This is a genomic window from Oryzifoliimicrobium ureilyticum, assembly GCF_037199735.1.
GTDB lineage: Bacteria > Pseudomonadota > Alphaproteobacteria > Rhizobiales > Rhizobiaceae > Rhizobium > Rhizobium ureilyticus.
On record NZ_JBBBVQ010000017.1, the window covers coordinates 113,375 to 138,125 of the forward strand.

15 protein-coding genes, 1 tRNA gene and 1 pseudogene are annotated in these 24,751 nt (G+C 56.0%); 8 read left to right on the forward strand and 9 right to left on the reverse strand.

The features are described 5' to 3' along the window. Nucleotides 1-18: 18 nt before the first annotated feature. Nucleotides 19-1,014 carry a KpsF/GutQ family sugar-phosphate isomerase gene (locus tag VQ830_RS21065; RefSeq protein ID WP_337270115.1) on the reverse strand — a complete coding sequence of 332 codons (996 nt, stop codon included), beginning with the start codon at nucleotides 1,012-1,014 and terminating at the stop codon, nucleotides 19-21. A 218-nt stretch (nucleotides 1,015-1,232) separates the two neighbouring features. On the opposite strand from VQ830_RS21065, the gene VQ830_RS21070 reads away from it, so the two are divergent. Continuing rightward, nucleotides 1,233-2,780 carry an outer membrane beta-barrel protein gene (locus VQ830_RS21070; RefSeq protein ID WP_337270116.1) on the forward strand — a complete coding sequence of 516 codons (1,548 nt, stop codon included), beginning with the start codon at nucleotides 1,233-1,235 and terminating at the stop codon, nucleotides 2,778-2,780. A gap of 113 nt (nucleotides 2,781-2,893) precedes the next feature. On the opposite strand, the gene galU is transcribed toward VQ830_RS21070, so the two are convergent. Then, on the reverse strand, nucleotides 2,894-3,778 hold the full coding sequence (gene galU / locus VQ830_RS21075; RefSeq protein ID WP_337270117.1) for a UTP--glucose-1-phosphate uridylyltransferase GalU: 885 nt from the start codon (nucleotides 3,776-3,778) through the stop codon (nucleotides 2,894-2,896). Between the two features lie 188 nt (nucleotides 3,779-3,966). Between galU and VQ830_RS21080 the strand changes: the two genes are divergently transcribed. Together VQ830_RS21080 and VQ830_RS21085 are read left to right on the forward strand one after the other, a co-directional pair. Next, a complete protein-coding gene (locus tag VQ830_RS21080; protein WP_337270118.1) occupies nucleotides 3,967-5,190 on the forward strand; it encodes a lytic murein transglycosylase in 1,224 nt (407 codons plus the stop codon). Nucleotides 5,191-5,301: 111 nt separating this feature from the next. Further along, nucleotides 5,302-6,679, forward strand: a pseudogene (locus VQ830_RS21085) (SGNH/GDSL hydrolase family protein). Nucleotides 6,680-6,873: 194 nt separating this feature from the next. Here the strand turns inward: VQ830_RS21085 and VQ830_RS21090 are convergent. Together VQ830_RS21090 and gltB are read right to left on the reverse strand one after the other, a co-directional pair. Continuing rightward, entirely contained in the window at nucleotides 6,874-8,328 is a 1,455-nt protein-coding gene (locus VQ830_RS21090) for a glutamate synthase subunit beta (RefSeq protein WP_337270119.1), read from the reverse strand. Between the two features lie 195 nt (nucleotides 8,329-8,523). After that, nucleotides 8,524-13,248, reverse strand: a complete 4,725-nt coding sequence (gltB, locus tag VQ830_RS21095; protein WP_337270120.1) for a glutamate synthase large subunit — start codon at nucleotides 13,246-13,248, stop codon at nucleotides 8,524-8,526. A 498-nt stretch (nucleotides 13,249-13,746) separates the two neighbouring features. On the opposite strand from gltB, the gene VQ830_RS21100 reads away from it, so the two are divergent. Then, entirely contained in the window at nucleotides 13,747-14,799 is a 1,053-nt protein-coding gene (locus VQ830_RS21100; protein WP_337270121.1) for a threonine aldolase family protein, read from the forward strand. 74 nt (nucleotides 14,800-14,873) lie between these two features. Here VQ830_RS21100 and VQ830_RS21105 read toward each other — a convergent pair whose 3' ends face one another. Beyond that, nucleotides 14,874-15,722: a LysR substrate-binding domain-containing protein gene (locus VQ830_RS21105; RefSeq protein WP_337270122.1), complete on the reverse strand. Its 849-nt coding sequence runs from the start codon at nucleotides 15,720-15,722 to the stop codon at nucleotides 14,874-14,876. Nucleotides 15,723-15,816: 94 nt separating this feature from the next. Here VQ830_RS21105 and VQ830_RS21110 point away from each other — a divergent pair, with 94 nt between their 5' ends. Next, a complete protein-coding gene (locus tag VQ830_RS21110) occupies nucleotides 15,817-16,824 on the forward strand; it encodes a bile acid:sodium symporter family protein (RefSeq protein WP_337270123.1) in 1,008 nt (335 codons plus the stop codon). Between the two features lie 166 nt (nucleotides 16,825-16,990). Here VQ830_RS21110 and VQ830_RS21115 read toward each other — a convergent pair whose 3' ends face one another. Both VQ830_RS21115 and VQ830_RS21120 read right to left on the reverse strand, forming a co-directional pair. Beyond that, on the reverse strand, nucleotides 16,991-19,186 hold the full coding sequence (locus VQ830_RS21115) for a caspase family protein (protein WP_337270124.1): 2,196 nt from the start codon (nucleotides 19,184-19,186) through the stop codon (nucleotides 16,991-16,993). 246 nt (nucleotides 19,187-19,432) lie between these two features. After that, nucleotides 19,433-19,900: an Hsp20 family protein gene (locus tag VQ830_RS21120; RefSeq protein ID WP_337270125.1), complete on the reverse strand. Its 468-nt coding sequence runs from the start codon at nucleotides 19,898-19,900 to the stop codon at nucleotides 19,433-19,435. A gap of 502 nt (nucleotides 19,901-20,402) precedes the next feature. On the opposite strand from VQ830_RS21120, the gene VQ830_RS21125 reads away from it, so the two are divergent. After that, entirely contained in the window at nucleotides 20,403-21,377 is a 975-nt protein-coding gene (locus VQ830_RS21125; RefSeq protein WP_337270126.1) for an alpha/beta fold hydrolase, read from the forward strand. Nucleotides 21,378-21,591: 214 nt separating this feature from the next. On the opposite strand, the gene hisN is transcribed toward VQ830_RS21125, so the two are convergent. Both hisN and VQ830_RS21135 read right to left on the reverse strand, forming a co-directional pair. Next, a complete protein-coding gene (gene hisN / locus VQ830_RS21130; protein ID WP_337270127.1) occupies nucleotides 21,592-22,380 on the reverse strand; it encodes a histidinol-phosphatase in 789 nt (262 codons plus the stop codon). Nucleotides 22,381-22,959: 579 nt separating this feature from the next. Next, nucleotides 22,960-23,841 (reverse strand): N-formylglutamate amidohydrolase, encoded by an 882-nt coding sequence (locus tag VQ830_RS21135; RefSeq protein WP_337270128.1) that lies wholly within the window; start codon nucleotides 23,839-23,841, stop codon nucleotides 22,960-22,962. A 190-nt stretch (nucleotides 23,842-24,031) separates the two neighbouring features. Here VQ830_RS21135 and cpdR1 point away from each other — a divergent pair, with 190 nt between their 5' ends. After that, nucleotides 24,032-24,394 (forward strand): response regulator CpdR1, encoded by a 363-nt coding sequence (gene cpdR1, locus VQ830_RS21140; protein WP_337270129.1) that lies wholly within the window; start codon nucleotides 24,032-24,034, stop codon nucleotides 24,392-24,394. Between the two features lie 84 nt (nucleotides 24,395-24,478). Continuing rightward, nucleotides 24,479-24,553: transfer RNA gene (locus VQ830_RS21145), tRNA-Val, on the forward strand. Nucleotides 24,554-24,751: the final 198 nt, after the last annotated feature.

Sequence of the window (24,751 nt, forward strand, 5' to 3'; positions counted from 1 at the left end):
CACCGCCTTAGCATTCGCTCACGCAACGCCGATGCGCAAAAGGTCGTGGAAGTGAATAAGTCCCACGGGGTAATTGTCGTCGTCCACGACGATCAAGGCGCCAATATTGTGTTTGTTGATCAAGGCAAGCGCACTGCTTGCGAAAGCCGTTGGTTTAATCGTCTTTGGCTTTTCCGTCATGATGTCGTCAACGCAAAGAAGGCTGAGGTTCCGATCGAGGTTACGTGCCATATCGCCTTCCGTGACGATCCCGCACAGCCTACCCTCCCCGTCTTGAACGCCGACGCAACCAAAGTGCTTGCGCGACAAGACACTGATTGCCTCTGGCAGCGGAGTACCGCGTGGAACAAGGGGCAACCGGTCGCCCTTGTGCATAATTTCTGCCACACGCGTTAAGCTCGCTCCCAGTTTGCCGCCAGGATGGAAGACATGAAAATCGGTTGCCGTAAAGCCTCTTGCTTCCAGAAGAGCGATCGCAAGGGCATCCCCAAGCGCGAGCGTCATCAATGCAGAGGTAGTGGGTGCAAGCCCGTGAGGGCAAGCCTCTTCCTCGTCCGGTAGAACCAGCGAGATATCCGACGCCTGAGCAAGCGACGACCTGGCATTCGCCGTCACACTGATCAGGGGGATGGAAAAGCGGCGGGTATAAGCGGTGATGCTGCGCAGTTCTGCGCTTTCGCCACCTTTTGATAAAGCAAGGACGGCGTCATCAAGGCCAATCATACCGAGGTCGCCGTGATTGGCCTCCGCAGCATGCACGAAAAACGCCGGCGTTCCCGTGGAAGCCATTGTCGCGGCAATCTTAACGCCGATATGTCCGCTTTTTCCCACACCGGTTACAATCAGACGGCCGCGAATTCGTCCGATCACCTCGACGGCTTTTAGAAAGCCTTCCGAAAGCTCATCGCCAAGAGCCCGCTCAAGCGTTCCCAAAGCCTTGCGCTCTATGGCAACGGTGCGCTGGGCAGAGCTCAGAAGATTGTTCTCGATGATCGTGACGTCTTTCTTGTTCATGGGGTTCCGTTACCCTCTTTAGGCAATCAAGTCTACCGGCAGTGGCAATGCTTTGATGACTGATGCGAGCCCCAGCTGCCTGTCGCTGCACACTTCCTCAGCCTCCAAGAAACTGCCGCCACGGCATTTGTTTTTAGCGAAAGAACGCCTGCAAGCAACGAATGATTAACCACAAGGATTTACGGTTCGGTAAGATTCACATCTCAGCCAGCGGCGGAATGAAGAAGAGCAAACAAAAAGACGGCGTCTCCACGCACGGCAAGGTGTCGCACACTTTGCCGGCTGCAGCATTGGCTTGTCTGTTTGTCGCCAACGTCGCAGGCGCGCAGAGCGTCGACAGCAGCTCACCGGCGGCTACCAGGGCCGAAAGCAGAGTTCAAACGCCTGTCGGGGCAAGCACAAATGGACCTTCAATCGCCGCTGACGATACTGCGCAACAGGGGACCGTTCCGGACCAGCCGACAGATGGCTCCCTTTCACCCCAGACGACCGGAGCGGCAGTCAGCACGACCGGGGATGTGAAGGTTACCGATCCGGAAGCCGTTGGCTCGATCCTTGATGATGACATTCGCCGCCTCAACACGCGCGAGCCCGCTATCGACGATCGACCGCCCGGCCGCAAAGACCGACCAGATATCTCGACGGAAGATACGCCTGGCATTCGAATCAGCAGTTTCGTCCTGCGTCCGACGGTGACGGAGTCGATCAACACAGAAACGACAAAAGATTCAGGCGGCCGCGAGACCCGCGGCTTTCTTGAAACGGACATGAAGACAAGCCTGATCTCGGACTGGTCTCTCCATCAGCTGAGTATTACCAGCGAAGGCACCTGGCAGAAGAACATCAGCGGCGAAGGCGAGGAACAGCCCAGTTTTCAAATCGACGGTGATCTGAGGCTCGATCTCGCGGATCGCACCACAGCCCATATCACCGGCGGCTACCGCTTCTACCGGGAAGACACAACGGACCCGAATGCCATCCTCGGCGCCTCGCGACAGGCTGATGTGCAGGAGTTTACCGCCGGGACCTCCTTGGAACATCAGCTGGGTCGGATCCGTGGAACTGTCGGACTTGATCTCGACAGGACCGTCTATTCAGACGTGACGCTCTCAGATGGCTCTACGCTTTCGCTGAGCGACCGTAACGAAACGAGCGGGACAGCACGCGCGCGCATCGGCTACGAACTGTCACCTGCCCTGATCCCTTTTGTTGAAGCATCCGTCGGCAAAAGCGTCTATGACGAAAAGCGCGACAGCGCTGGCTATGAGCGGTCTGGAAACACCTACGGCATCAAAGCTGGTGCCGAGATAGATCTTGGCGAAAAGCTGCGCGGGGAAGCAAGCCTTGGCTACACGAAGGCTGTCTTCGACGATTTTCGACTTTCTGATATCGACGCTCTGACCGTGAATGCCAATGTGGCATGGTCGCCGCTCCGCGGCACCGATGTCAATTTCGGTGCGACGACCAGCATCCAACCCTCCACCACGCCTGGCGAGGGCGGGTATGTCTCACATGGATTGTCAACAACGGTAAGCCACAAGATCCTCGAAAATCTGACCGGCACCGTCATCGGCGGCATCGTTTTTCGAGACTATCCTTCCAGTTCGGAGAACCAGATCGTCTATTCGACCAGCGCTGGCCTGATCTGGAACATCAACCGCTATCTCGATTTGACCAGCACGCTTGGCTACGAACTCACCGACAGTAAGGTCGGCCCGGACTCTCAGCAATGGCGCGCCGGAATAGGCCTTAGACTGAAGCGCTGACGCCGACGCAGCCCAACGGCGGGTCAATCATCCAGAATCAATTAAAAAATCGCCCCACGAAGGGGCGATCATATCCACATTCTTCATTCAACCGCTGATGCAATATGAGCGCCTTAGAGGCGCTTTATCAGCGCCTTGAAGCCTTCTTCAACCTGCGGGCGGATGTCGTCGCGATCAATGGCGAAGGCCATGTTGGCCAGAATGAAGCCGTCCTTTGCTCCACAGTCATACGTCTCACCGCGGAAGTGATAGGCGGCAAAGTCCTGTGTTTCGAGCAGCTTCAACATACCGTCGGTGAGCTGGATTTCGTTGCCAGCGCCGCGCTCCTGCGTTTCCAGGATCTTGAAGATTTCCGGCTGAAGGATGTAGCGACCGTTGATGAAGAAGTTCGACGGTGCCGTTCCCTTGGCAGGTTTTTCAACCATGCTCGTGATGCGGAAGCCTTCGCCGACCGTTTCGCCTTTACCGACGATACCGTAGCGATGCGCAAGTTCAGGCGCGCATTCTTCAACGGCAATGATGTTCCCGCCAGCCGTGTCGTAGAGATCGATCATGCCCTTGGTGCAACCCTTGGTGTCTTTCATGATCATATCAGGGAGGAGAAGAGCAAAGGGCTCATCACCGACGATTTCACGGGCGCACCAGACAGCGTGGCCGAGACCCAGCGGTTCTTGCTGGCGCGTAAAGCTGACAGTACCGGCCTTCGGAAGCTGCTCCTGAAGAAGAGTGATTTCGGCCTTTTTGGCACGCTCGCGAAGGGTCTGTTCAAGTTCGAAGTGTATATCGAAATAATCTTCGATTACATGTTTATTTCGACCTGTTACGAAGACTAAATGTTCGATCCCAGCTTCAAGAGCTTCATCGACGACGTATTGGATAATAGGCTTATCGACAACAGTCAGCATTTCCTTCGGAACAGCTTTCGTTGCAGGCAGAAAGCGTGTTCCAAGTCCTGCAACTGGAAAAACCGCTTTGCGAACTTTCTTATGCTGTGCCAATTATACCTCCTGAAGAGCTTGATACATTTGGATTATTATTACCGCGAGTAACCTGATTAGCCGACGGTTTGCAAGCCGTGACGCCAAACATGGTTTATGGTAAAGAATTTGTTGACTTGGTTCCTGTAGGTTTCGCGGAAGCACCATATCGCATCTCCCGCGCGGAACGAAGAACACGGATAACGCTCATGGCCCGAGATCTTAGACACCCCCTTTATGGCCTCGCCCTGGCTTCCCTCATAGCTGCAACAACAATGTTGGCACCAGCAAACGCATTCGCGGACCAAGGGTTCCGCCAGTGGATCGCTGATTTTTACAAAACTGCTGCACAAGACGGCATTACCAAGGCGACCTATACGAAAGCATTCACCGGTGTAAACGATCCTGATCCAACTGTCTTGGACAAAGCCCGCTACCAACCGGAATTCACGAGTAAGATATGGGACTATCTAGACTCGCGTGTAAACCCTTATACGGCTACAACTGGAAGGAAAATGGCAGCGAAGTATGACAGCACGTTAAACGCGATTGAACGTCACTTCGGTGTGGATAAAAATATCCTTCTGGCGATCTGGTCGATGGAGTCCAATTACGGCGAAGTTCTCCAAAAAGATGATCGCCTCCACTATGTGCCACGCGCGCTCGCCACGCTTGCCTATGCAGACCCGAGCCGCGCTCGCTATGCCAAGAAGCAGCTGATCGCCGCGTTAAAGATCCTGCAAAATGGCGATGTCTCGCCGCGGCAGCTCACCGGCTCCTGGGCCGGTGCCATGGGGCACACTCAGTTCATTCCGACAAGCTACCTGCTCTACGCGGTCGACGCGGACGGGAACGGCCGGCGCGATATCTGGAATTCTGTACCCGACGCCTTGGCGACTTCGGCTAATCTTCTCATGAAGAACGGCTGGCAAACCGGTAAAACTTGGGGCTATGAAGTTAGCGTGCCGGCCGGCGCTGCAAAATATGCCGGCAAGTCGCTGACCTTGCGGCAATGGGCATCGCTCGGACTTCGCCGCCCGAACGGCAAAGCCTTCAAGGAGCCGGAAACGAAAGCTATCTTGAAGATGCCTGGCGGCGCCGATGGCCCAGGCTTTCTGATGACCTCCAATTTCTTCACGATCAAAAAGTACAATAGCTCGGACAACTACGCCCTGGCGGTTGGCCTGCTTGCCGATGAAATTGCCGGCTACGGAGGCTTGCAACAAACCTGGCCTCGTCCCGACGGCGCACTCGATGTAAAGCAGAAGTTCGAATTGCAGAACCGGCTGAAGACGCTCGGCTATTATGACGGCGTCGTAGACGGTAATTTCGGATCCGGTTCGAAGGCGGCCATCGCCGCTGTTCAACAGCGTCTTGGCATGGAGGCAGATGGTGAGCCTTCCCTGCCGCTTTTAAATGCGCTTCGCCGATGAACCTCTGAATGACGGCGGTCGGGCATAATATTGCCTTGAGAGGGACGATGATGATTTGCGCCGGATTGCTGCGCCAAACCGCAACAAAGAACACCGGCGAAGGGACGCATCGTGAGGGTATTTGACACCATTCGAAGACTGACGGGGGCTCGTCGTCTCGCTTGCCTGTTTGCATTTTGCTGCGCTGGTTTGATCGTCCTTCAGCCCACAATTGCGCCGGCGCAGGAGGGGTATTACGAGAGGCGCTCCATCCTCGATTTCTTCTTTGGCCGACGTTACCTCAAAGAAGATGCGCCGCCGCGCCGGTATCTCCCGCCGGAGGACTATCAACCGCCAAAGACACCACATAAACCCCCACGACCGAAGGCGGTTGTCACACCACGTCCGGTTGCCCCCGCGCCCGACGCTGAAGAGCCGGTCCGGAAGCTCGATACCGCCCAAAAAATTCTGGTGNCCGCCAAAGACACCACATAAACCCCCACGACCGAAGGCGGTTGTCACACCACGTCCGGTTGCCCCCGCGCCCGACGCTGAAGAGCCGGTCCGGAAGCTCGATACCGCCCAAAAAATTCTGGTGGTCGGCGACTTCATGGCAGGTGGACTTGGCGAGGGACTGGAAGAAGCTTTTTCGGATTCTCCTGGCGTGATGGTCGACGCGAGAACAAATCTAGCATCCGGTCTTGTGCGGGACGACTATTATAATTGGCCTTCCCAATTGTCGAAGTTCGTCGATGAAACGAAGCCGGCCGTAGTTGTCGTGATGATTGGCGCGAACGACCGCCAGCAAATGGTCACCGACGGCAGCAAGGAGAAGTTTAGAACGGATGGTTGGTTTGTCGAGTATCGCAAGCGTATCCAGGCTTTTGCGAAAATCGTCAGCAATCGGAAGATTCCCCTGCTCTGGGTTGGCCTTCCGCCCTTTGATTCAGGCGTCATGAGCGCAGACGCTCTCAAGTTTAATCAACTCTACCGCACGGAAATCGAAAGCATTGGTGGCGAATTCATCGATGTCTGGGATGGATTCACCAATGCGGATGGGGATTTTGTGCTGACAGGATCCGACATCAATGGCCAACAGGTCCGTCTTCGTGGCGCAGACGGAATTGGTTTGACCCCTGCCGGTAAGCGCAAACTTGCTTTCTACGTCGAAAAACCCGTCCGTCGTCTCCTCGGCACACAGGCAAGTCCGGATCTTGGGCGTATCGACACGGATACCGGCACGAGCGAGCCGAAAGTCAACGCGCCGGAGCATGCGCAGCCAATCAGTTTCTCCGACCCAAAGCTGGATGGCGGTACGGCGCTCCTCGGAGACAATGCACCGATGCAGCACTCTAGCGAGACTTCGCCGCGGGCCATGCTGGTGGAACAGGGCAAGCTGCCGCCGGCGCCAGCGGGACGAATAGATGACTACCGAATGGAAGACAAAGGAAAACCATCAGCCTCCCTGAAGGCGCCCGCGGCAAGCGCATCGCAGCAGGGTGCAAACTAAGAACAGCTAGCGGGCCGAAGCGTCACGAACGCCTTCGTTGTGACAGTCTTCTGTCAAACCGGAACGCATTCGAAGCGTTGATCGGCATCGGAAAGCACGTTTGCAAATGCGGATACGCGCAACCAGTGTGTCTATGTCACGCTCCGTGAGACGCGAATAAACGCACTGGTATCGTGACGTTAATAGGCCTCCGGTCAAGCCGGGAGAACAGTTGATCCCATCAAGGCCTCGTCAATCGCACGCGCTGCCTGACGTCCTTCGCGGATCGCCCAGACCACCAGCGACTGTCCACGGCGAACATCGCCAGCCGCCCAAAGCTTGTCTACGGAGGTCTTGTAGCTGCGATCATCGGCGACAACATTTGTCGAGCCACGGCGATCCGTTGTCAGCGTGAGCTTGCCTTCCATCTCCTTGAGAACACTGCTCGTGAAGGGGCCGCTGAAACCGATGGCAATGAAGACCAGATCGGCCTTGATGACGAATTCGGTGCCCTGGACGGGCTTGCGGCGCTCATCGACCTCGCAGCACTTCACGCCAGTCAGTACGCCATCCTCGCCAATGAATTCGAGGGTTGCGACCTGGAACTCACGAATAGCTCCTTCCGCTTGGGAAGACGACGTGCGCATCTTGGTGGCCCAGAAGGGCCATACTGCGAGCTTGTCTTCCTTTTCCGGCGGCTGTGGACGAATGTCGAGCTGGGTGACTTTCACGGCGCCCTGGCGAAACGCGGTTCCAACGCAGTCTGATGCCGTGTCACCGCCGCCAACCACGACGACATGCTTGCCGCCAGCAAGGATTGGATCCGCTGGCCAGCCGGTGCTGTCGATGTCCTCGCGGCCAACGCGCTTGTTCTGTTGAACCAAATAAGGCATGGCGTCATGAACACCAGCCAATTCGACGCCCGGAATTCCAGCCTGGCGTGGTGTTTCGGAGCCGCCACAATAAAGAACCGCATCATGGTCGGCCAGCAAACCATCGACGCTCACATCCACGCCGACATTGACACCACAATGGAAGGTGACACCCTCGCCTTTCATCTGTTCAACCCGTCGGTCGATAAAGTTCTTCTCCATCTTGAAGTCGGGAATACCGTAACGGAGCAATCCACCGGGCTTGGATTCGCGTTCATAGACATGGACGTCATGCCCGGCGCGGCCGAGCTGCTGCGCAGCTGCAAGACCGGCGGGGCCTGAACCGATGATGGCGACTTTCTTGCCCGTATGGACAGTTGCCGGCTGAGGGCGGATGTAGCCGAGTTCGTAGGCTTTATCGGCGATCGCCTGTTCAACCGTCTTGATGGAGACCGGCATGTCCTCGAGGTTGAGCGTACACGCTTCCTCGCAGGGGGCTGGGCACACGCGCCCGGTAAATTCGGGGAAGTTATTTGTGGAATGCAGGTTCTGGATCGCTGCTTCCCAGTTGTTGTTATAAACGAGGTCGTTCCAATCCGGGATCTGATTATGAACCGGACAGCCGGTCGGACCATGGCAATAGGGAATGCCGCAATCCATGCAGCGCGCCGCCTGTTTCTGGACCTCGGCATCCGACATCGGGATTGTGAATTCGCGGAAATGGCGAATACGATCCGATGCCGGCTGGTACTTCGCCACCTGCCGATCAATTTCCAGAAAACCTGTAACCTTGCCCATCTTTCTACCCTTCATTCGCCGCTTTGACGGCTATGTCCCGTTCTGCAGGTTCAGCATGACCCTCTCAGCGCCCTCAGCGCGACCGGCATGCCCCGAACCCCACTCCGTTGCCTGCGGCCGGCAACAGTTTGCCGGCCTTGATCCCTCAATCGATTGCGTCGGCATGCCACGCAACCAGCGTGGCACTTTTGGCGATTACTCGGCGGCGACGCCCATACGGCCCCGTTCCATCTCTTCCAATGCGCGGCGATACTCGACCGGCATGACCTTGCGGAATTTCGGCCGATACTCGACCCAGTTGTCAAGGATCAGCTTGGCGCGTGTCGAGCCGGTATAATGGAGATGGTTCGAGATCAGCTGATAAAGACGCTCCTCATCGTGGCGGGTCATATCTTCTGACACGTTGACTCTGCCCTTATGCATGAGATCGCCGCCATGATGATGCAGCTTCTCCAACATGTCGTCCTCTTCAGGAACAGGCTCCAGCTCCACCATGGCCATGTTGCAACGCTTGGCGAAATCACCGCTCTCGTCGAGGACATAGGCAACACCACCCGACATTCCGGCTGCAAAGTTACGTCCCGTGCCACCTAGCACCACAACAATGCCACCCGTCATATATTCGCAGCCATGGTCACCCACGCCCTCAACGACGGCGATCGCTCCGGAGTTGCGAACCGCAAAGCGCTCACCTGCAATGCCTCGGAAATAGCATTCGCCTTCCGTCGCACCATACAGCACCGTGTTGCCGACGATGATCGACTCTTCCGCCACAATACGGGATTTCTCCGATGGCCTGATAATGATCTTGCCACCCGAAAGGCCCTTGCCGACGTAATCATTGCCGTCACCAACCAGAGTAAAGGTGATACCCCGTGCAAGAAAAGCAGCAAAGCTCTGGCCTGCCGTGCCGCGCAGCGTGACGCTGATCGTGTCGTCCTTGAGGCCGCGATGCTTGTAACGTTTGACCAACTCACCGGACAGCATCGCACCAACAGAGCGGTCCACATTCTTGATCGGCACTTCGAAGGAAACCGGCGTCTTTTTCTCCAAGGCGTCAGCCGCTTCGGCGATCAGCCTGCGATCGAGAATACCGTCGATCGGATGCTTCTGCCGTTCAGTCCAGTAGATTGCTTGCTTAGGCGCTTCGACCTTGTGGAAAATATTCGTAAAGTCGAGGCCTCGTGCCTTCCAATGGGCGAGCATCTCTTCCTTTTCAAGGAGCTCGGACGAGCCGATGATCTCGTCGAGCTTCGTAAAGCCGAGCGATGCCAGCATCTCACGCACTTCTTCAGCGACGAAGAAGAAGTAGTTGATGACATGCTCTGGCGTACCCTTGAAGCGCTTGCGCAGAACGGGATCTTGCGTAGCTACGCCGACGGGGCAGGTATTCAGATGGCACTTGCGCATCATGATGCAGCCGGCTGCGATGAGCGGTGCCGTCGCAAAGCCGAACTCGTCGGCACCAAGCATTGCACCGATGAGGACGTCTCGACCAGTCTTCAAGCCGCCGTCAACCTGCAGAGCGACCCGCGAACGCAGCCCGTTCAAGACAAGCGTCTGCTGGGTTTCTGCAAGCCCGATTTCCCATGGGCTACCGGCATGCTTCAAAGATGTTAGCGGCGATGCTCCGGTTCCGCCATCAAAACCAGCCACGGTGATATGATCGGCGCGTGCCTTCGCCACGCCGGCGGCTACCGTACCAACGCCGACTTCAGATACCAGCTTAACTGAAACGTCAGCAGAAGGATTGACGTTCTTCAAGTCATAGATCAGCTGGGCAAGATCTTCGATCGAATAGATGTCGTGATGCGGCGGTGGTGAGATCAGGCCGACACCCGGCGTCGAGTGACGGGTCTTAGCGACGGTCGCATCGACCTTATGGCCCGGCAACTGACCGCCTTCGCCAGGCTTTGCGCCCTGGGCAACCTTGATCTGCAGCATATCGGCATTGACCAGATATTCCGTCGTCACGCCGAAGCGGCCCGAGGCAATCTGCTTGATAGCAGAGCGCTCCGGATTTGGTGATCCATCTGGCAACGGGAAGTAGCGGTCAGATTCCTCGCCGCCTTCGCCCGTATTGGACTTGCCGCCGATCTTGTTCATGGCGATGGCGAGCGTCGTGTGCGCTTCGCGCGAGATCGACCCGAACGACATGGCGCCCGTCGAGAAGCGCTTGACGATGTTGATCGCGGGCTCGACTTCGTCGAGAGGCACGGGTCTGCGCCCAAGCTCTTCTGCCGATTTGATACGGAACAGACCGCGGATCGTGTTCATCCGAAGCGCTGTTGCATTCATCATTTCGGAGAATTCGCGGTAGCGATCCTGCGCATTGCCGCGAACCGCGTGCTGGAGCGCAGCAACGGCATCTGGCGTCCAGGCATGGCTTTCGCCGCGCATGCGGTAGGAATACTCACCGCCGATGTCGAGCGTATTGGCGAGCAAGGGATCGCGTCCGAATGCCGCGTTGTGACGCTGTACTGTCTCGTCGGCGATTTCTTCCAGTCCGACGCCCTCGATCATGGTGGCTGTGCCGAAGAAATACTTATCGACAAAGGACTGTTTCAGGCCAATGGCGTCGAAAATCTGGCCACCGCAATAGGACTGATAGGTGGAAATGCCCATCTTGGACATTACCTTGAGAATGCCTTTGCCCACGGCCTTGATGTAGCGATACACAACCTCTTGGGCATCAACCTCTTTCGGGAACTCGCCGCGCATGTGCATGTCAAGCAGCGTATCGAAAGCGAGATAAGGGTTGATCGCTTCCGCACCATAACCGGCCAGGAGGCAGAAATGGTGGATTTCGCGCGGTTCACCTGTCTCCACGACAATGCCGACCGAGGTTCTCAAGCCCTTGCGGATGAGGTGATGATGTACGGCCGCTGTCGCAAGAAGCGCAGGGATTGCAATACGGTCAGGACCGATCTGGCGGTCGGAGAGGACGATGATGTTGTAGCCGCCCTTGACGGCCGCCTCAGCACGCTCGCAAAGCCGATCCAGCATTTCAGGCATGCCTTCGGCACCGCGCTCCACATCATAGGTGAAGTCGAGTGTCTTGGTGTCGAAACGATCTTCCGTATGACCAATCGAACGGATCTTCTCCAGATCGCCATTCGTCAAGATCGGCTGGCGCACTTCAAGACGCTTTGCATTCGCCATACCCGTATGATCGAGAATGTTTGGCCGTGGTCCGATAAACGACACCAGGCTCATCACCAGCTCTTCACGGATCGGGTCGATCGGGGGATTTGTGACCTGCGCGAAGTTCTGCTTGAAGTAGGTGTAAAGCAGCTTCGACTTCGAAGACATCGCCGAAATAGGCGTATCGGTTCCCATGGAGCCAATCGCTTCTTGCCCGGTCGTTGCCATCGGTGACATCAAAAGGCGAGTGTCTTCACTCGTATAACCGAAGGCCTGCTGGCGATCGATCAACGAAACGTCGCGGCGCAATGCGCGAGGCTCAACCGGCTTCAGCTCTTCAAGAATAAGCTGCGTGCGGTCCAGCCAGTTGCGGTAGGGATGCTTGGTCGCCAGAGCGCGCTTCACCTCGTCGTCGGAGATGATGCGGCCCTCGTTCATGTCGATCAGCAGCATTTTTCCTGGCTGCAAACGCCATTTTTGAACGATATCTTCTTCGGCGACCGGCAGCGTGCCGGCCTCAGATGCCAGGATCACGCGATTGTCACTGGTGACGAGATAGCGCGCCGGACGCAGGCCGTTGCGGTCGAGTGTTGCGCCGATCTGCACACCGTCGGTGAAGCAAACAGCAGCAGGACCGTCCCAAGGCTCCATCAAGGCAGCGTGGTATTCGTAGAAAGCCTTGCGTTCCGGCGACATGGATTGATTGCCGGCCCAAGCCTCGGGGATGAGCATCATTACGGCATGGGCAAGCGAATAGCCGCCGCGCACCAGGAACTCGAGAGCATTGTCGAAACAGGCCGTGTCCGATTGGCCCTCATAGGAGATCGGCCAAAGCTTTGAGATGTCTTCTCCAAACAATGGCGAGGAGACCGATGCCTGGCGTGCTGCCATCCAGTTCACGTTCGAACGCAGCGTGTTGATTTCACCATTGTGCGCGACCATGCGGTATGGGTGCGCAAGCTTCCAGGAAGGAAAGGTGTTGGTGGAAAAGCGCTGATGGACCAGCGCAACAGCGCTTTCAAAGCGCGGGTCCGATAAATCTTTATAGTAGGCGCCAACCTGATAGGCCAGGAACATGCCCTTGTAGACAATCGTCGAGGCAGACAGGGAAACAGGGTAAAAACTGCTCTCCTCGCCTTCGAACTCGTCGTAGATCCTGTTGGAAATCACTTTTCGCAGCGTAAAAAGACGCCGCTCGAATTCGTCGTCGCTGGCAGCATCACGACCGGCACCGACGAAAACCTGGACATGATGTGGTTCAGTTGCAGCAATATCCGGCGCCTTAGACAAAGACGCGTTGTCGACAGGTACATCGCGGAAGCCGAGACAGACCTGGCCTTCTTCAACGATGACGTCTTCAATCACCTTTTTGAAATGGGTAATTTGCGCTTGATCGCGCGGCATGAAGATGTGACCGACGCCGTATTGGCCAGCCTTCGGCAGCGTAATCCCTTGCTTGGCCATTTCTTCACGAAAGAACCGATCGGGAATTTGCACCAAAATGCCAGCGCCGTCGCCCATGAGAGGGTCAGCACCGACTGCACCGCGATGCGTCAGGTTCTCGAGGATGAACAGTCCGTCCCGCACGATCTGGTGCGACTTGACACCCTTCATATGCGCCACAAAGCCGACGCCGCAGGCATCATGCTCGCGTCGTGGATCGTAAAGCCCCTGCTTTTTAGGCAAACCGGAGGCAAATTTGCGCGTCGTTGCCGTGCCGCGTGCAATGGCAGCTGCGGAATGGTCGATCGCTACAGATGGCGTCTTCTTCGTCATCGTCTTTCCTCCTGTCAGGCCCGCAGTTGCGAGCGGCGTTCTGTCTCGCTGCAGCCATTTTTAAATGCCGCGCGTGACGGTGCTGTTGCAATGTGAAGATTGGTCGCATGGCCTTAAGGCTTCGCGCACCGCACCTGCTGACCAGTCCAACAGCCTTCGGCTGCATAACTATAGCGTGAAAGCCTGCAAAGGTCAGGGCTTTCGGTGCATCTTCGGCCTCGTCGGCCAAAATAGGACAGCAACACTGTCCTAATTCGCCAGTTCTATGGCAGAAACCGGCCGCCGCTGCAAGGCCTCAATCCTAAAAAACTGATGAACAACTACCCGAAGATTACCTCGTGAGGCGTTTTCGCGCAATAAAATTACATTGCGGCGCAGCATTTTAATTATTGATTGCTGAATTCAAATTCTGTGATCGATTGCAGCTTGTGCGCTTGATCCCGCGCCCCATTAGCGCGAAGGTCGCCGCCATCGCAAAGAATTTGGAAATGGTGTCGAATGTTTTTTGCTTCGGACAACTGGGCTGGCGCCCATAGCGCAATTGCCGAACGGCTGGTGAGTGAAGCGGCGGGCTTTGCGGCGGCCTACGGCACGAGCGATCTCGATCGCCGCGTCGAGCAGCGTTTTAATGAGATATTTGAGCGCGAGGTGGCTGTCTTTTTTGTCGGCACTGGCACTGCGGCAAACTCTCTTGCGCTTGCCAGCGTCCAGCGACCGGGCGGGGTTATTTTCTGTCACTCAGAGGCGCACGTCATTGAAGACGAATGTGGCGCGCCTGAGTTTTTCTCCGGTTCGGCGAGGCTTGTTCCCGTGCCGGGCGCGGTCGGACGTATTGATCCATCCCATCTTTCGCGCCGGATCGCTGATTTCCCTGAAGATGCCGTTCATCATGGCCGCGCCGGTTCAGTCACAATCACGCAAGCAACGGAGACGGGAACCGTCTACTCGCTTGACGAGATCGACACCGTCGCACGTATTTCACGCGATCGCGGCATGCCGCTGCATATGGACGGCGCGCGCTTTGCCAATGCCTTGATCTCGCTCGACACCACACCGGCCGAAATGACTTGGCGACGCGGTGTCGATATTCTTTCCTTCGGTGCAACGAAAAATGGCTGCTGGTGCGCCGAGGCGGTTGTCTTCTTCAATCCGGAAAAGGCAAAAGACATGCCTTTCATCCGCAAACGTGCCGCGCAACTTTTCTCCAAGACGCGGTTCATCGCGGCTCAATTCGACGCCTATCTGCAGGATGGTTTATGGCTGGAGCTTGCGCGTCACGCCAATAACATGGCTGACCGCATGCGCGCCGGAATCAACGCCAGCAATTCCGCGCGCCAGGCGTGGGAAACAACGACGAACGAGATTTTCGCCGTCGTCACGAAGCAGGCTGCACAAGAAGCGACGGAGCGGGGCGCCAAATTTTACGATTGGCTTGTGCCGGCCGCCACGCCCGATCTCGTTTCGCAGGACGAAAAGCTGATCAGGCTCGTCACCAGCTTCGCGACGACCAGCGAAGATGTCGATCAATTCTTGAAATGCATCGCAGCCTGATCCAGCCTGCACTCAATCATTGGGGTGTCTGTACAGCTGAAAGGCAGCTCAGACACCCTTGCTCTGAGGCCGCTCTACGCGCGCAGGGACCCAACTTTCCGCAAAATCTCTTCGGAAAGCGCCGTCACAAGCGCGGCGTCGGCACCCTTGCGTGGCACCAGGACGAATTCCACGTCCTCAAGCGCAGGCAGGATATCATCGCTGATCTCCTTCAACCCTCCCGGTGCCATGCTGCGCGGCTGAACCAGAACCCCCATGCCGGCTCGGGCCGCAGCCGTGAGGCCGCTCAGGCTCCCGCAGGTACAGACGATCCGCCAGGGGATCTGATGGCGGCTTAAGGTTTCGAAAGCAATTCCACGTGTCACGCTGGGTGGTGGGAAAGCAATCAACGGCAAGGGTCGAGTCGCAGCAACGCGATCTGGATCACGTGCGAGCCAGACCAGCGGCTCACGATAAACAAGGCGACCACGTGGATCGCCTAGCCTGCGCTTGGCAAGAACAAGGTCAATCTCACCGTTGTCGAGCATTTCATAGAGCGTACCCGATAATGCGACCGTCAATTGCAGGTCGAGCGATGGATGTGCACGCGTGAAATCTTCCAGAACCCCCGGCAAACGGCTCGTGACAAAATCTTCTGATACGCCGAGACGCAATTCCCCTCGCAGGCTCTCCCGAAAAAGCGCCTGGACCTGACTTTCGATGTTCAACATCTCTTGAGCGTGGCCAAGCAGCGCCTCGCCGTCTGCCGTCAAGACAACTTTATGCGTGTCTCGCGCAAAGAGACGCCGGCCGATTGCATCCTCCAAGCGGCGCACATGCTGGCTGACGGTCGATTGACCCACTTCAAGGCGTTCGGCAGCCAGCGTAAAACTTCCCATTTGTGCCACACAGACAAAACTACGAAGCTGCGTAAGATCAAGCATATCACAAAACCGAATAACTGTTATTGCTTGCATTTGATATCATAATGAAGGAGGAAAAGCTTATTGTTTTTCCTTGCAGCCCGAGAGGGACATCATGCGCCGCTTTTTGCCCGATACCTTCACCATCATGCTGGTCTGCACCGTGCTTCTCGCTTCGGTTTTGCCGGCGCATGGGAGCTTTGCGCGTTACTTTGGGATCGCCACCAACTTCGCGATCGCGCTGTTGTTTTTTCTTCATGGTGCGCGCTTGTCCCGTGACGTTGTCATTGCGGGAATGCTGCATTGGCGGCTCCATTTGACGATCTTGGCAACAACCTTCGCTGTCTTTCCGCTTCTCGGTTTGGCGATCGGCTTTGTTCCGACTTCGATCCTGCCGCAGGAGCTTTATTTCGGCATTCTTTTCCTGACGGTTTTGCCGTCAACCGTGCAGTCTTCCATCGCCTTTACATCAATTGCAGGCGGCAACGTTCCTGCTGCGATATGCTCAGCATCGGCCTCAAACATCTTCGGCATGTTCCTCACTCCCCTTCTCGTCGGCTTGCTGTTCGCGACAAGCTCGGGTGGCGGCGGATTTTCGTGGGATGCGCTCACCCAGATTTTGGTCCAGCTTCTGCTTCCCTTTATCGTCGGCCAGCTCTTGCAGCCCTGGATTGGCAATTTCATTCGCTCCCGCAAGAAGCTTCTGATGCCCGTGGACAGAGGCTCGATCCTGATGGTTGTCTACCTTGCGTTCAGTGAGGCCGTCATGGAAGGGCTTTGGCATCAGTTTTCGGTTGCCAACATCGCCGCGGTCATTGTGACCGATATGGTTCTGCTCGCCTTCGTGCTTTGCTTCACGATGTTCGGCAGCCGGATGCTCGGCTTCAACAAAGAAGATGAGATCACCATCACCTTTTGCGGCTCAAAGAAAAGCCTTGCGAGCGGTGTACCGATGGCCAACGTCATTTTCGCGGGACAAAGCATCGGAGCTATCGTGCTGCCTTTGATGCTCTTTCATCAGATCCAGCTGATGGTGTGTGCCGTCATAGCGCAAAAATATGCGAATGCCCGTCAGCGCCAGGCAAAGGCCAAGGACATTCAACAGGCCGTAGGTCCCGCTTAAGCGCATCAAGGCGACGAAAAACTTCGCGCTGCTTGGGAGACGCCGAACCTCTTCAAACTGGAATTGATCTCGTGACTTGCCCTGCGCATGTTCCCATGCGCAGGGTTTATCTTTGAGATAGGGCCTGTTTCGACGCGGCGGACAAGTTCGAGCCACCCAGACTCCATCAACGGCAGGCAGGCAGTCCCTTTGCTCCGCACTTTTTGGGCGCCGGCGGCTTTGGCCGAGCGGGCATTTGCGGCTGAGCAGCGGACAGTTTCTGTGGCGCGTTCACGTGAGGAGTAGGCTTGGGCCGTGCTGCAGGGGGATTGGGGCGCCGGACGGTGGATACGGCGACACGCGGCGCTGCAGGCGTAGCGACCTTATTGACCACAGGACGCCTAGCGTTGACGGCAACAGACGGGGCTTTAGGTGCTGGCGCGCTTACCTTGGCGTCGATAGCAGCGGGTTTCTGCTTATCTTCGGAAACCGCTGGCCCCGTCGGAAGCTTTCCGGCCGGCGGATGCTCGTTAACGCTGAGCATCTTGGTGTCCTGCGGCAGCGGCTTACCCTGGAAGCCAGGTAGAGCATGCGGATTCGCAGCAAGTCCTTGCTTCTCTGTTGGTCCACCAACTGCATTTTCTGGCAACTTCGGTGTCGTCGGCAAGGCATGACCGTTTGCCGACATGCCGGCAGGCCGATTTGTAGGCGCATTTGCAACTCCCGGCTGACGCCCAGCGGGTGGCATCGGCTGCAGCGCACCATTCATGGACGCTTTAGGCGATGTCACCGGATTGGCTCCTTGTCGCAATTCGGCCGTTCGCGCAATCGATGGCGGCAGCGCGACATGTGGTGCGGATGCGACAGCGCTTGCGGCAAGCACCTGTCTGGCTGTCGGCGCCGTGCCAGCGGGCGGTGTTGCGGTATTGATGATCGTGTTGTTCACGATCTTATTGTGAATGTTGTTGAAGATGATGTTGTTTTGAGGCGGCACGAAATTTCGTGCAGGCTCCACCCAGACTGGAACCGGCACGAAGACCGGCTCAGGCAGGACAAAAACTTCTGCGGGCGGTCTTGGCGGCACAAGTACGACAAAATCCGGCGGCGGCGGCGCCAGAAAAACCATGGGTGCGGGCGGCGCATAACCGAAATCGGCATTATCGAAGTAAAGCACCGGCCGATCTACATAGACGATTTCTGCTGGCGGCGGTGGTGGCACATGGTATTCAATAACAGTAAAGGATGGCGGAGGCTCGAGAGACGCCTCCAAGTGCGCCAAGCGACGCCGGGCATCCCACACATGCGGTCCATGCGGATAGCGTCTCAGATATGACCAGTAGGCCGATGGCGTATCCGCGCTCCAAGTCTCCCGCCATGTAATGGCCTCACGGCGGGCCGCAACAATGGCGCGCACGCGCCTTGCCATCGCATCGTTCGGATACGCAGCCAGGAAATCTTCATAGCCTTGCAGAGTGTCACGATCGAGAGCGGCGAAATAGGCATCTTTCTCGTCGAAATCTCGAATCGACTTCGCTCTGATTGCAGCGGCGTCGTACCTCACGGATTCAGCTGCTGGCACGTTAGGACCCCGATCGAAGAAGCTGAAGGCATCCTTGAACTTGGATGCGTCCCAAGGGATCTCCGCGCCCTTGGTAAGGTCACTGACCCGCAGGCGGGTGCGATCGAATACTTCGTCGAGGGGCAATCCTCCGACACGGATCATCTCTGCCAGCGCATGGGCGTAAGATCCGTAAGGTCCAGGTTCCGCCGGTCCAACGGTACCGGGTGCCGCATTGAACGCAATCAGTTGATTGGCATCAGGATCGACAAGGGAAAGCCCCCCAGCAAGCGGCTGGCTGGACTGCGCGAATGGATTTGTTCTCGCCATATCAAGAACGACCATGCTACCGCGGTTGCCCATAGCGGCAAGCGATTTGGTGAAGTCCGTCATCCGAACTGCTTCGATTGGCACATCCGTCGCATTGGCGATCTGCGCATCGACGGGCACGAAATAATTGTCCCCTTGATACTGCAGACCATAACCCGCGAGATAGACGAAGACGACCGCGCTCGGACCTGCATCGCGTGCCTTGGCAAGGAAATCTCGCATCGCATCACGCAGACCATTTTGGTCGAGATCGCGTGCCCCAATGACGTCAAAACCGGCAGCCTGTAATGTCTGCGCGATCAGGCCGGCATCATTGGCTGGCGTTGGCAAAGCGCCAGCTTTGTACGCCGCGTTCCCGACAACAAAGGCTAACCTTTTCTCAGGCGCGCCTTGGGCTTGAGCAACGTGGGGGAGATAGGTGGAGACTAAAAGGAAAATGAGCGCAAAAACGCGAAAAAAATGCTTTTGATAAATGCAAAAATCTAGAGACTTCATCACAACGCTCTCCGCTTTCGAACAGCAAATTTGCGAGAGCAGGCAATCAAGCAATCAAGACTTTTTTGTAGGCTCCCAAAGCTTGAACGGACGCCACGTCAAAAGCCGTCGGCATGATCACACGTTGTTGATAGAGGTTTGGTGACAACAATTGAGGGGCGCTGAACTCAAAAATTCACACGACACCATCAACACAAAAAAGCGGCACCTTTCGGCGCCGCCTTTCTTCAAATGGTCGTTCGGAAGTTAGCTGGCGATCTGAGCTTCGATGGTCTTTGGAGCATCCACCTTTTCGACAGCAATGTCGATCTTGCGAGGCTTCATGGCTTCAGGAATGTTGCGCAGCAGATCAATGTGCAGCAGACCATTCTTCAAGGAAGCAGACGCGACTTCAACATGATCGGCAAGCTGGAAGCGGCGCTCGAAAGTGCGCTTGGCGATGCCGCGATAGAGATATTCGCGGCCTTCGGGCTGCTCGTCGCTCTTTTCACCCTTGACTGTTAAGGAGTGGGCCTGGCTTTCGATCGATATTTCGCTTTCATCGAAGCCGGCGACCGCCATCGTAATGCGGTAAGTATTCTCACCAGTCCGCTCAATATTATAGGGCGGATAGCTCTGTGCTTGATCAGGCTGAGCGAGGCTATCCAGCATCGTAAAGAGGCGATCGAAGCCAACGGTGGAACGATAGAGAGGCGAAAAATCAACGTGACGCATAATGTCCTCCTAAGGAAGCGACGTGTTGCGATAAAACCTCGGCAGACCCGACAATCGGCGTCTGAGAGGCGGCTTTACGGACCCTCACGGGCGTCCGCAGCCAGAAGATAAGAAGAGGAAAACATTCGTTCAAGAGGCTTAGCGAGGCAAATAGACGATGAATTTGAGATGAATAATTGGTTCCAAATTCATTCAGCCGCGAGCTGATCATATAGCGGTTATCGAGCTCGAGCTCGTGGGCTGAAGTGCATCGTCCCTTCATCTTCAGTCCAGATTTGAAGGCCGGCTCACCCCTGTGATGCCGGCTCTTTTTTTGTTCTCATCTCACTATCGAACAATTGGCAGCAGATTGGTCCCGATGCGCGAGTAATTCGTTCAAACAGAACTTATTTGCACCATCTTAAATCATATATGAGTCTAGTGCTGCTACGATGCCTTTAAGATCGCCCAGCCTCAGCGCATCCTACAAACGCGTGTCGACGAGAAAGATATCAGGCGGACCATGACGGATCAGGTTCTTTATTCGACCCCGGACAATCCGGCCCCAGAAAACAGAAGCGAAGGCTACTTCGAAACCTATGATGGTTTGCACCTTCGTTACGGGATTTTCCGCTCTGTCGGACCGGCGAAAGGCACCGTGGTTCTTCTGCAGGGTAGAAGCGAGTTCATCGAGAAATATTATGAGACGATAAGAGATCTGACCACACGGGGTTTATGGGTCGCCACGTTTGATCTGCGTGGGCAAGGCGGTTCACCGCGGTTGCTGAAAGGTCGTCAGCACGGACATGTGCAGCGCTTTTCCGATTATGAACGCGATCTTGATTCCTTCCTCGACACGGTTGTCTTGCCGGATACCAAGCTGCCTTTTTACCTTCTGGGTCATTCCACGGGCGGCCTGATTGCGCTGGCCGCAGCACCGTATCTTGCGACACGCGTTGAACGCATGGTTGTATCGGCGCCCTTTCTCGGCCTGACCGGGCAGATCGTTTCAGAGCTTGCCATACGACGTGTATCGCGTCTTGCCTCCGGGATAGGCTTCGGCTCGTCGGCATTGATCAACAGAACGCGGCCGATGCATTTCGCCAGCAATCCTCTAACGTCAGATCAGACCCGTTTTGAAAGAAACCAGGGCATCGCCGATGCGTATCCCAGCGTCAAGCTCGGCATGCCGACGGCCCGGTGGCTGGCTGAATGCTTCCGCGCCATGGATCGCGTTCTGACGGCCGAGCATCTGTCCTCCATCACCATCCCGACGCTGCTGATTGCACCGACCCGCGACGGTGTCGTTCCTTATTTGGCGCAAGAACGTGCTGCTCGCTATTTCCGGGCCGCACAGTTGGTTCCGATTAATGGGGCAAGGCACGAAATCTTACAGGAAAGGGATCTTTACCGCGCCCAGGCGATGGCAGCGATCCACGCGTTTATTCCGGGCAGCGACGCCGATGCGGCGGAGGAAACGATGAGTCTGGGTGCTTAATCGCAGCCGCTCTACCGCCGCTCGCCACTCCGTCAACAGTTTGGTACAGGCCTTCCAAGCGTGCAGAAAAGATAGGTGCGACAGGTTATCTTTGAGGATGGAGTCCCTTGAAGTCCGATTCTGGTTAAAATCCACCGCTGTGCCGAAGCACGTGTCTCTCGCTAACCCCTGAAAACGCGCAAAGCGTCCTATCGAGCTGATGTGCTCGCGCGTTCTACTTCAGCGTGCCGTCATTGAGAAAAGCCATGGCTTGCTCGTAGACGGTTTTGCTGCCGGCGGCGATGATAAAGCCGCCATTCTCCGGACGATCACCGTCCCAGGTGGTCATAATACCGCCCGCCTGCTCGATCACAGGAATGATGCCGCCGACGTCGTAAGGTTTAAGGCCGCTTTCAATGACAAGATCGATATGCCCGCCAGCTAGCAAGGCATAGGCATAGCAGTCGCAACCATAGCGGAATAAGCGCACGCGGCTTTCGACGCTTCGATAAGCCTCTAACTGACGTCCTTCAAACAAATGCGGAGACGTCGTAAATAAGATGGCATCCGCAAGCGTTCTGCAGTCACGCGTTGCAAGACGACGATCCAAATCGGGACCCCGGTAAAATGAGGCTTGGCCATCGGCAAAGTAACGCTCACGCGTAAATGGTTGATCGATCATCCCCATGATCGCGCGCCCGTTTTGGTAAAGACCGATCAGCGTACCCCAGACAGGCAGACCCGAAATAAAGGCTCTGGTGCCATCAATCGGATCGATGACCCAGACATATTCCCGGTCTAGACCGATATTTCCATGCTCCTCGCCAAGTACGCCGTGCTCGGGAAAGTGCTCCGAGATCAAGGCGCGGATCGCCGTCTCGGCAGCGCGGTCACCCTCCGTTACCGGGTCGAAGCCGCTGGCCAGCTTGTTCGTGATCAGCGTGCCACTGCGAAAGCGCGGCAAGGTTTCCGCTGCAGCCTTTTCCGCCAAAAGATCAAAAAAACTGCGATCGGGCAAAGCCATGGTGTGTCTCCTCTTCAGAGTGAGCCTCATAGCAGATCACCTTCTCATGCTGTAGCTCTTTTGAAGACGGCGATTCTGCCTCCTGGCAATGGCACTGTCAGCCGGAACGGCTCACCGAAGCAGTGCGCAGTCACTCGTGGCCGGGGGGATCTTGCGCCACTGCGCGCACTCTTCGCTTAAGAATGATGCCGCCTCTGCCTGCAAAATATTCAGGCAGAACATTAATGCACACAAAATATGCACTATAAAATTATGCTTGACAATTGTGCAGAGCAAGCCTAGCGTGTCTCTCACAGTCCTTGACTGTAAATACCCTCCTTGGGTGTTTCCTCCCTAGACTTAGCCGCGCTGCAGAGCGCGGTTTTTTTTGACCTTCCAGCAGAAAAGCAAAGGGAGAAGAACTGGCGCTTCGCCTAAGCAGCGAGTCAGTGCGAATCCAATCTACAGTGGATTGCCGGGACACACCCTGGGCAACGCAAACTGGGATTGAAGAACGAACTGCTGTGAAAGCTCGATTATACGCCGAGAACCGTTTTAAAACTTAAGCCGGAACTGCTTCGCCCTATGAGGCCAAACAGATCACTCAGCAGCAAGGGGCTGCTCGCCGGCATAGTTTTCAACATATTCAGCCATCTGCTGCATGAACGATGTTACGGCCTGCGCAACAATCGGGAATTGCGGCCGCCTTTCAAGAGTCGCCTCATCCACGTAGATGGCCCGATTGAGTTCAATCTGGAGCGCATGAAGCCCACGCGATGGCCTACCATAATGCTCGGTGATAAAACCACCGGCATAGGGCTTGTTGCGAATTGCGGCAAACCCCATTCGCTGGAAGATATCCACAGCCACCCGAGACAAATCGGCAGAGGCGCTTGTCCCATAACGGTCGCCAATTATCACATCGGGTCGCTCGCTATGACCCGCTACGCGAACATTCCCTGGCATGGAGTGACAATCGATCAGCACGCCGAAGCCGAATTGCACATGTGTCCTGGCGATCAGACGGCGCAGCGCGGTATGGTATGGTTTGTAGATGTTTTCAACACGATCAAGCCCCTCTTGCACCGGCAAGCGGCCAGTATAGATCTCCATATTTTCGGCAACAATGCGCGGGACCGTTCCTAATCCCCCCGCAACGCGCAGCGAGCCAATATTGGCATAGGATGGCAAGGCTCCGTCGAACATCTTCGGATCAAGCTCATAGGGCTCGCGATTCACATCGAGATAGGCTCGGGGGAAGTTCGCGACGAGCAGCGGAGCTCCAAGTTCGGGCGCGGCTGAAAACAACTCGTCTACGTAGTGATCCTCCGAGCGGCGAAGCGCGGTGCCGCGCAGGCGCGAGCTTTCAACGAACTCGGGTGGATAGATTCTACCGCTATGCGGGGAGTTGTAGACGAATGGGATAGTTTGCGACACGGGCTCCCGTACTTCAAAAAGCTCGTATTCGCGAAAGTCGGGCACCTTTATTCCTCTTTACCATAAGGTCAGCGAGCTGTGAGCGAGATGTTGCCAGTTGCCACGACTCAAGTCCATACTATGTAAGAAGATCAACAGTCTCGGCCAAGAGGCTTACCGGTTGTTTAACGTCCGGGATGTATTAAACATTGGCAGTGACTAAAATAGCAGAAACAATTTAGCAGCGGTCCGATTGATGACTCACAAAATACTCCTGGCAGAAGACGATAACGACATGCGTCGCTTTCTCGTCAAGGCCCTCGAAAAGGCCGGATATAAGGTTCTGTCCTATGATAACGGCGCGAGCGCCTATGACCGGCTGCGAGAAGAGCCGTTCAACCTGCTGCTGACAGACATTGTCATGCCAGAGATGGACGGTATCGAACTGGCGCGCCGCGCGACCGAACTCGATCCCGACCTGAAGGTCATGTTCATCACCGGCTTTGCCGCGGTAGCACTCAACCCCGATTCGAAAGCACCAAAGGATGCGAAGGTCCTTTCCAAGCCTTTCCATCTGCGCGACCTGGTTGATGAGGTTAACAAACTTCTTGCGGCATAAGGCTTTTGCACAGGCCGCCACAAAACTTCAAAAAAGCCTATTGACGGCCCCGGAGGTTTTGTGATCTATGCGCCGCCATCGGATGGGCGTGTAGCTCAGCGGGAGAGCACTACGTTGACATCGTAGGGGTCACAGGTTCAATCCCTGTCACGCCCACCATTCGAATTATTGATGTTTCAAGGCCTTGCGAGAAATCGCGAGGACTTTTGCATATTTCCCCTCAAGTTTAAGGGACCCGGTAATCATCCCCGCAAACCATTGGGTTGAAAATTGGACTTCTCCGGCCTTTGATGCGTTTGGAGAACGACATGAAAAAATCGAGATTCACGGAAAGCCAGATTCTGGCGATTTTGAAGC

Excerpts from the sequence above, each read along its gene's own strand:
- VQ830_RS21065 (WP_337270115.1), bottom strand. The coding sequence starts at position 1,014 with ATGAACAAGAAAGACGTCACGATCATCGAGAACAATCTTCTGAGCTCT.
- VQ830_RS21070 (WP_337270116.1), top strand. The coding sequence starts at position 1,233 with ATGAAGAAGAGCAAACAAAAAGACGGCGTCTCCACGCACGGCAAGGTG.
- VQ830_RS21080 (WP_337270118.1), top strand. The coding sequence starts at position 3,967 with ATGGCCCGAGATCTTAGACACCCCCTTTATGGCCTCGCCCTGGCTTCC.
- VQ830_RS21090 (WP_337270119.1), bottom strand. The coding sequence starts at position 8,328 with ATGGGCAAGGTTACAGGTTTTCTGGAAATTGATCGGCAGGTGGCGAAG.
- gltB (WP_337270120.1), bottom strand. The coding sequence starts at position 13,248 with ATGACGAAGAAGACGCCATCTGTAGCGATCGACCATTCCGCAGCTGCC.
- VQ830_RS21100 (WP_337270121.1), top strand. The coding sequence starts at position 13,747 with ATGTTTTTTGCTTCGGACAACTGGGCTGGCGCCCATAGCGCAATTGCC.
- VQ830_RS21105 (WP_337270122.1), bottom strand. The coding sequence starts at position 15,722 with ATGCTTGATCTTACGCAGCTTCGTAGTTTTGTCTGTGTGGCACAAATG.
- VQ830_RS21110 (WP_337270123.1), top strand. The coding sequence starts at position 15,817 with ATGCGCCGCTTTTTGCCCGATACCTTCACCATCATGCTGGTCTGCACC.
- VQ830_RS21115 (WP_337270124.1), bottom strand. The coding sequence starts at position 19,186 with ATGAAGTCTCTAGATTTTTGCATTTATCAAAAGCATTTTTTTCGCGTT.
- VQ830_RS21120 (WP_337270125.1), bottom strand. The coding sequence starts at position 19,900 with ATGCGTCACGTTGATTTTTCGCCTCTCTATCGTTCCACCGTTGGCTTC.
- VQ830_RS21125 (WP_337270126.1), top strand. The coding sequence starts at position 20,403 with ATGACGGATCAGGTTCTTTATTCGACCCCGGACAATCCGGCCCCAGAA.
- hisN (WP_337270127.1), bottom strand. The coding sequence starts at position 22,380 with ATGGCTTTGCCCGATCGCAGTTTTTTTGATCTTTTGGCGGAAAAGGCT.
- cpdR1 (WP_337270129.1), top strand. The coding sequence starts at position 24,032 with ATGACTCACAAAATACTCCTGGCAGAAGACGATAACGACATGCGTCGC.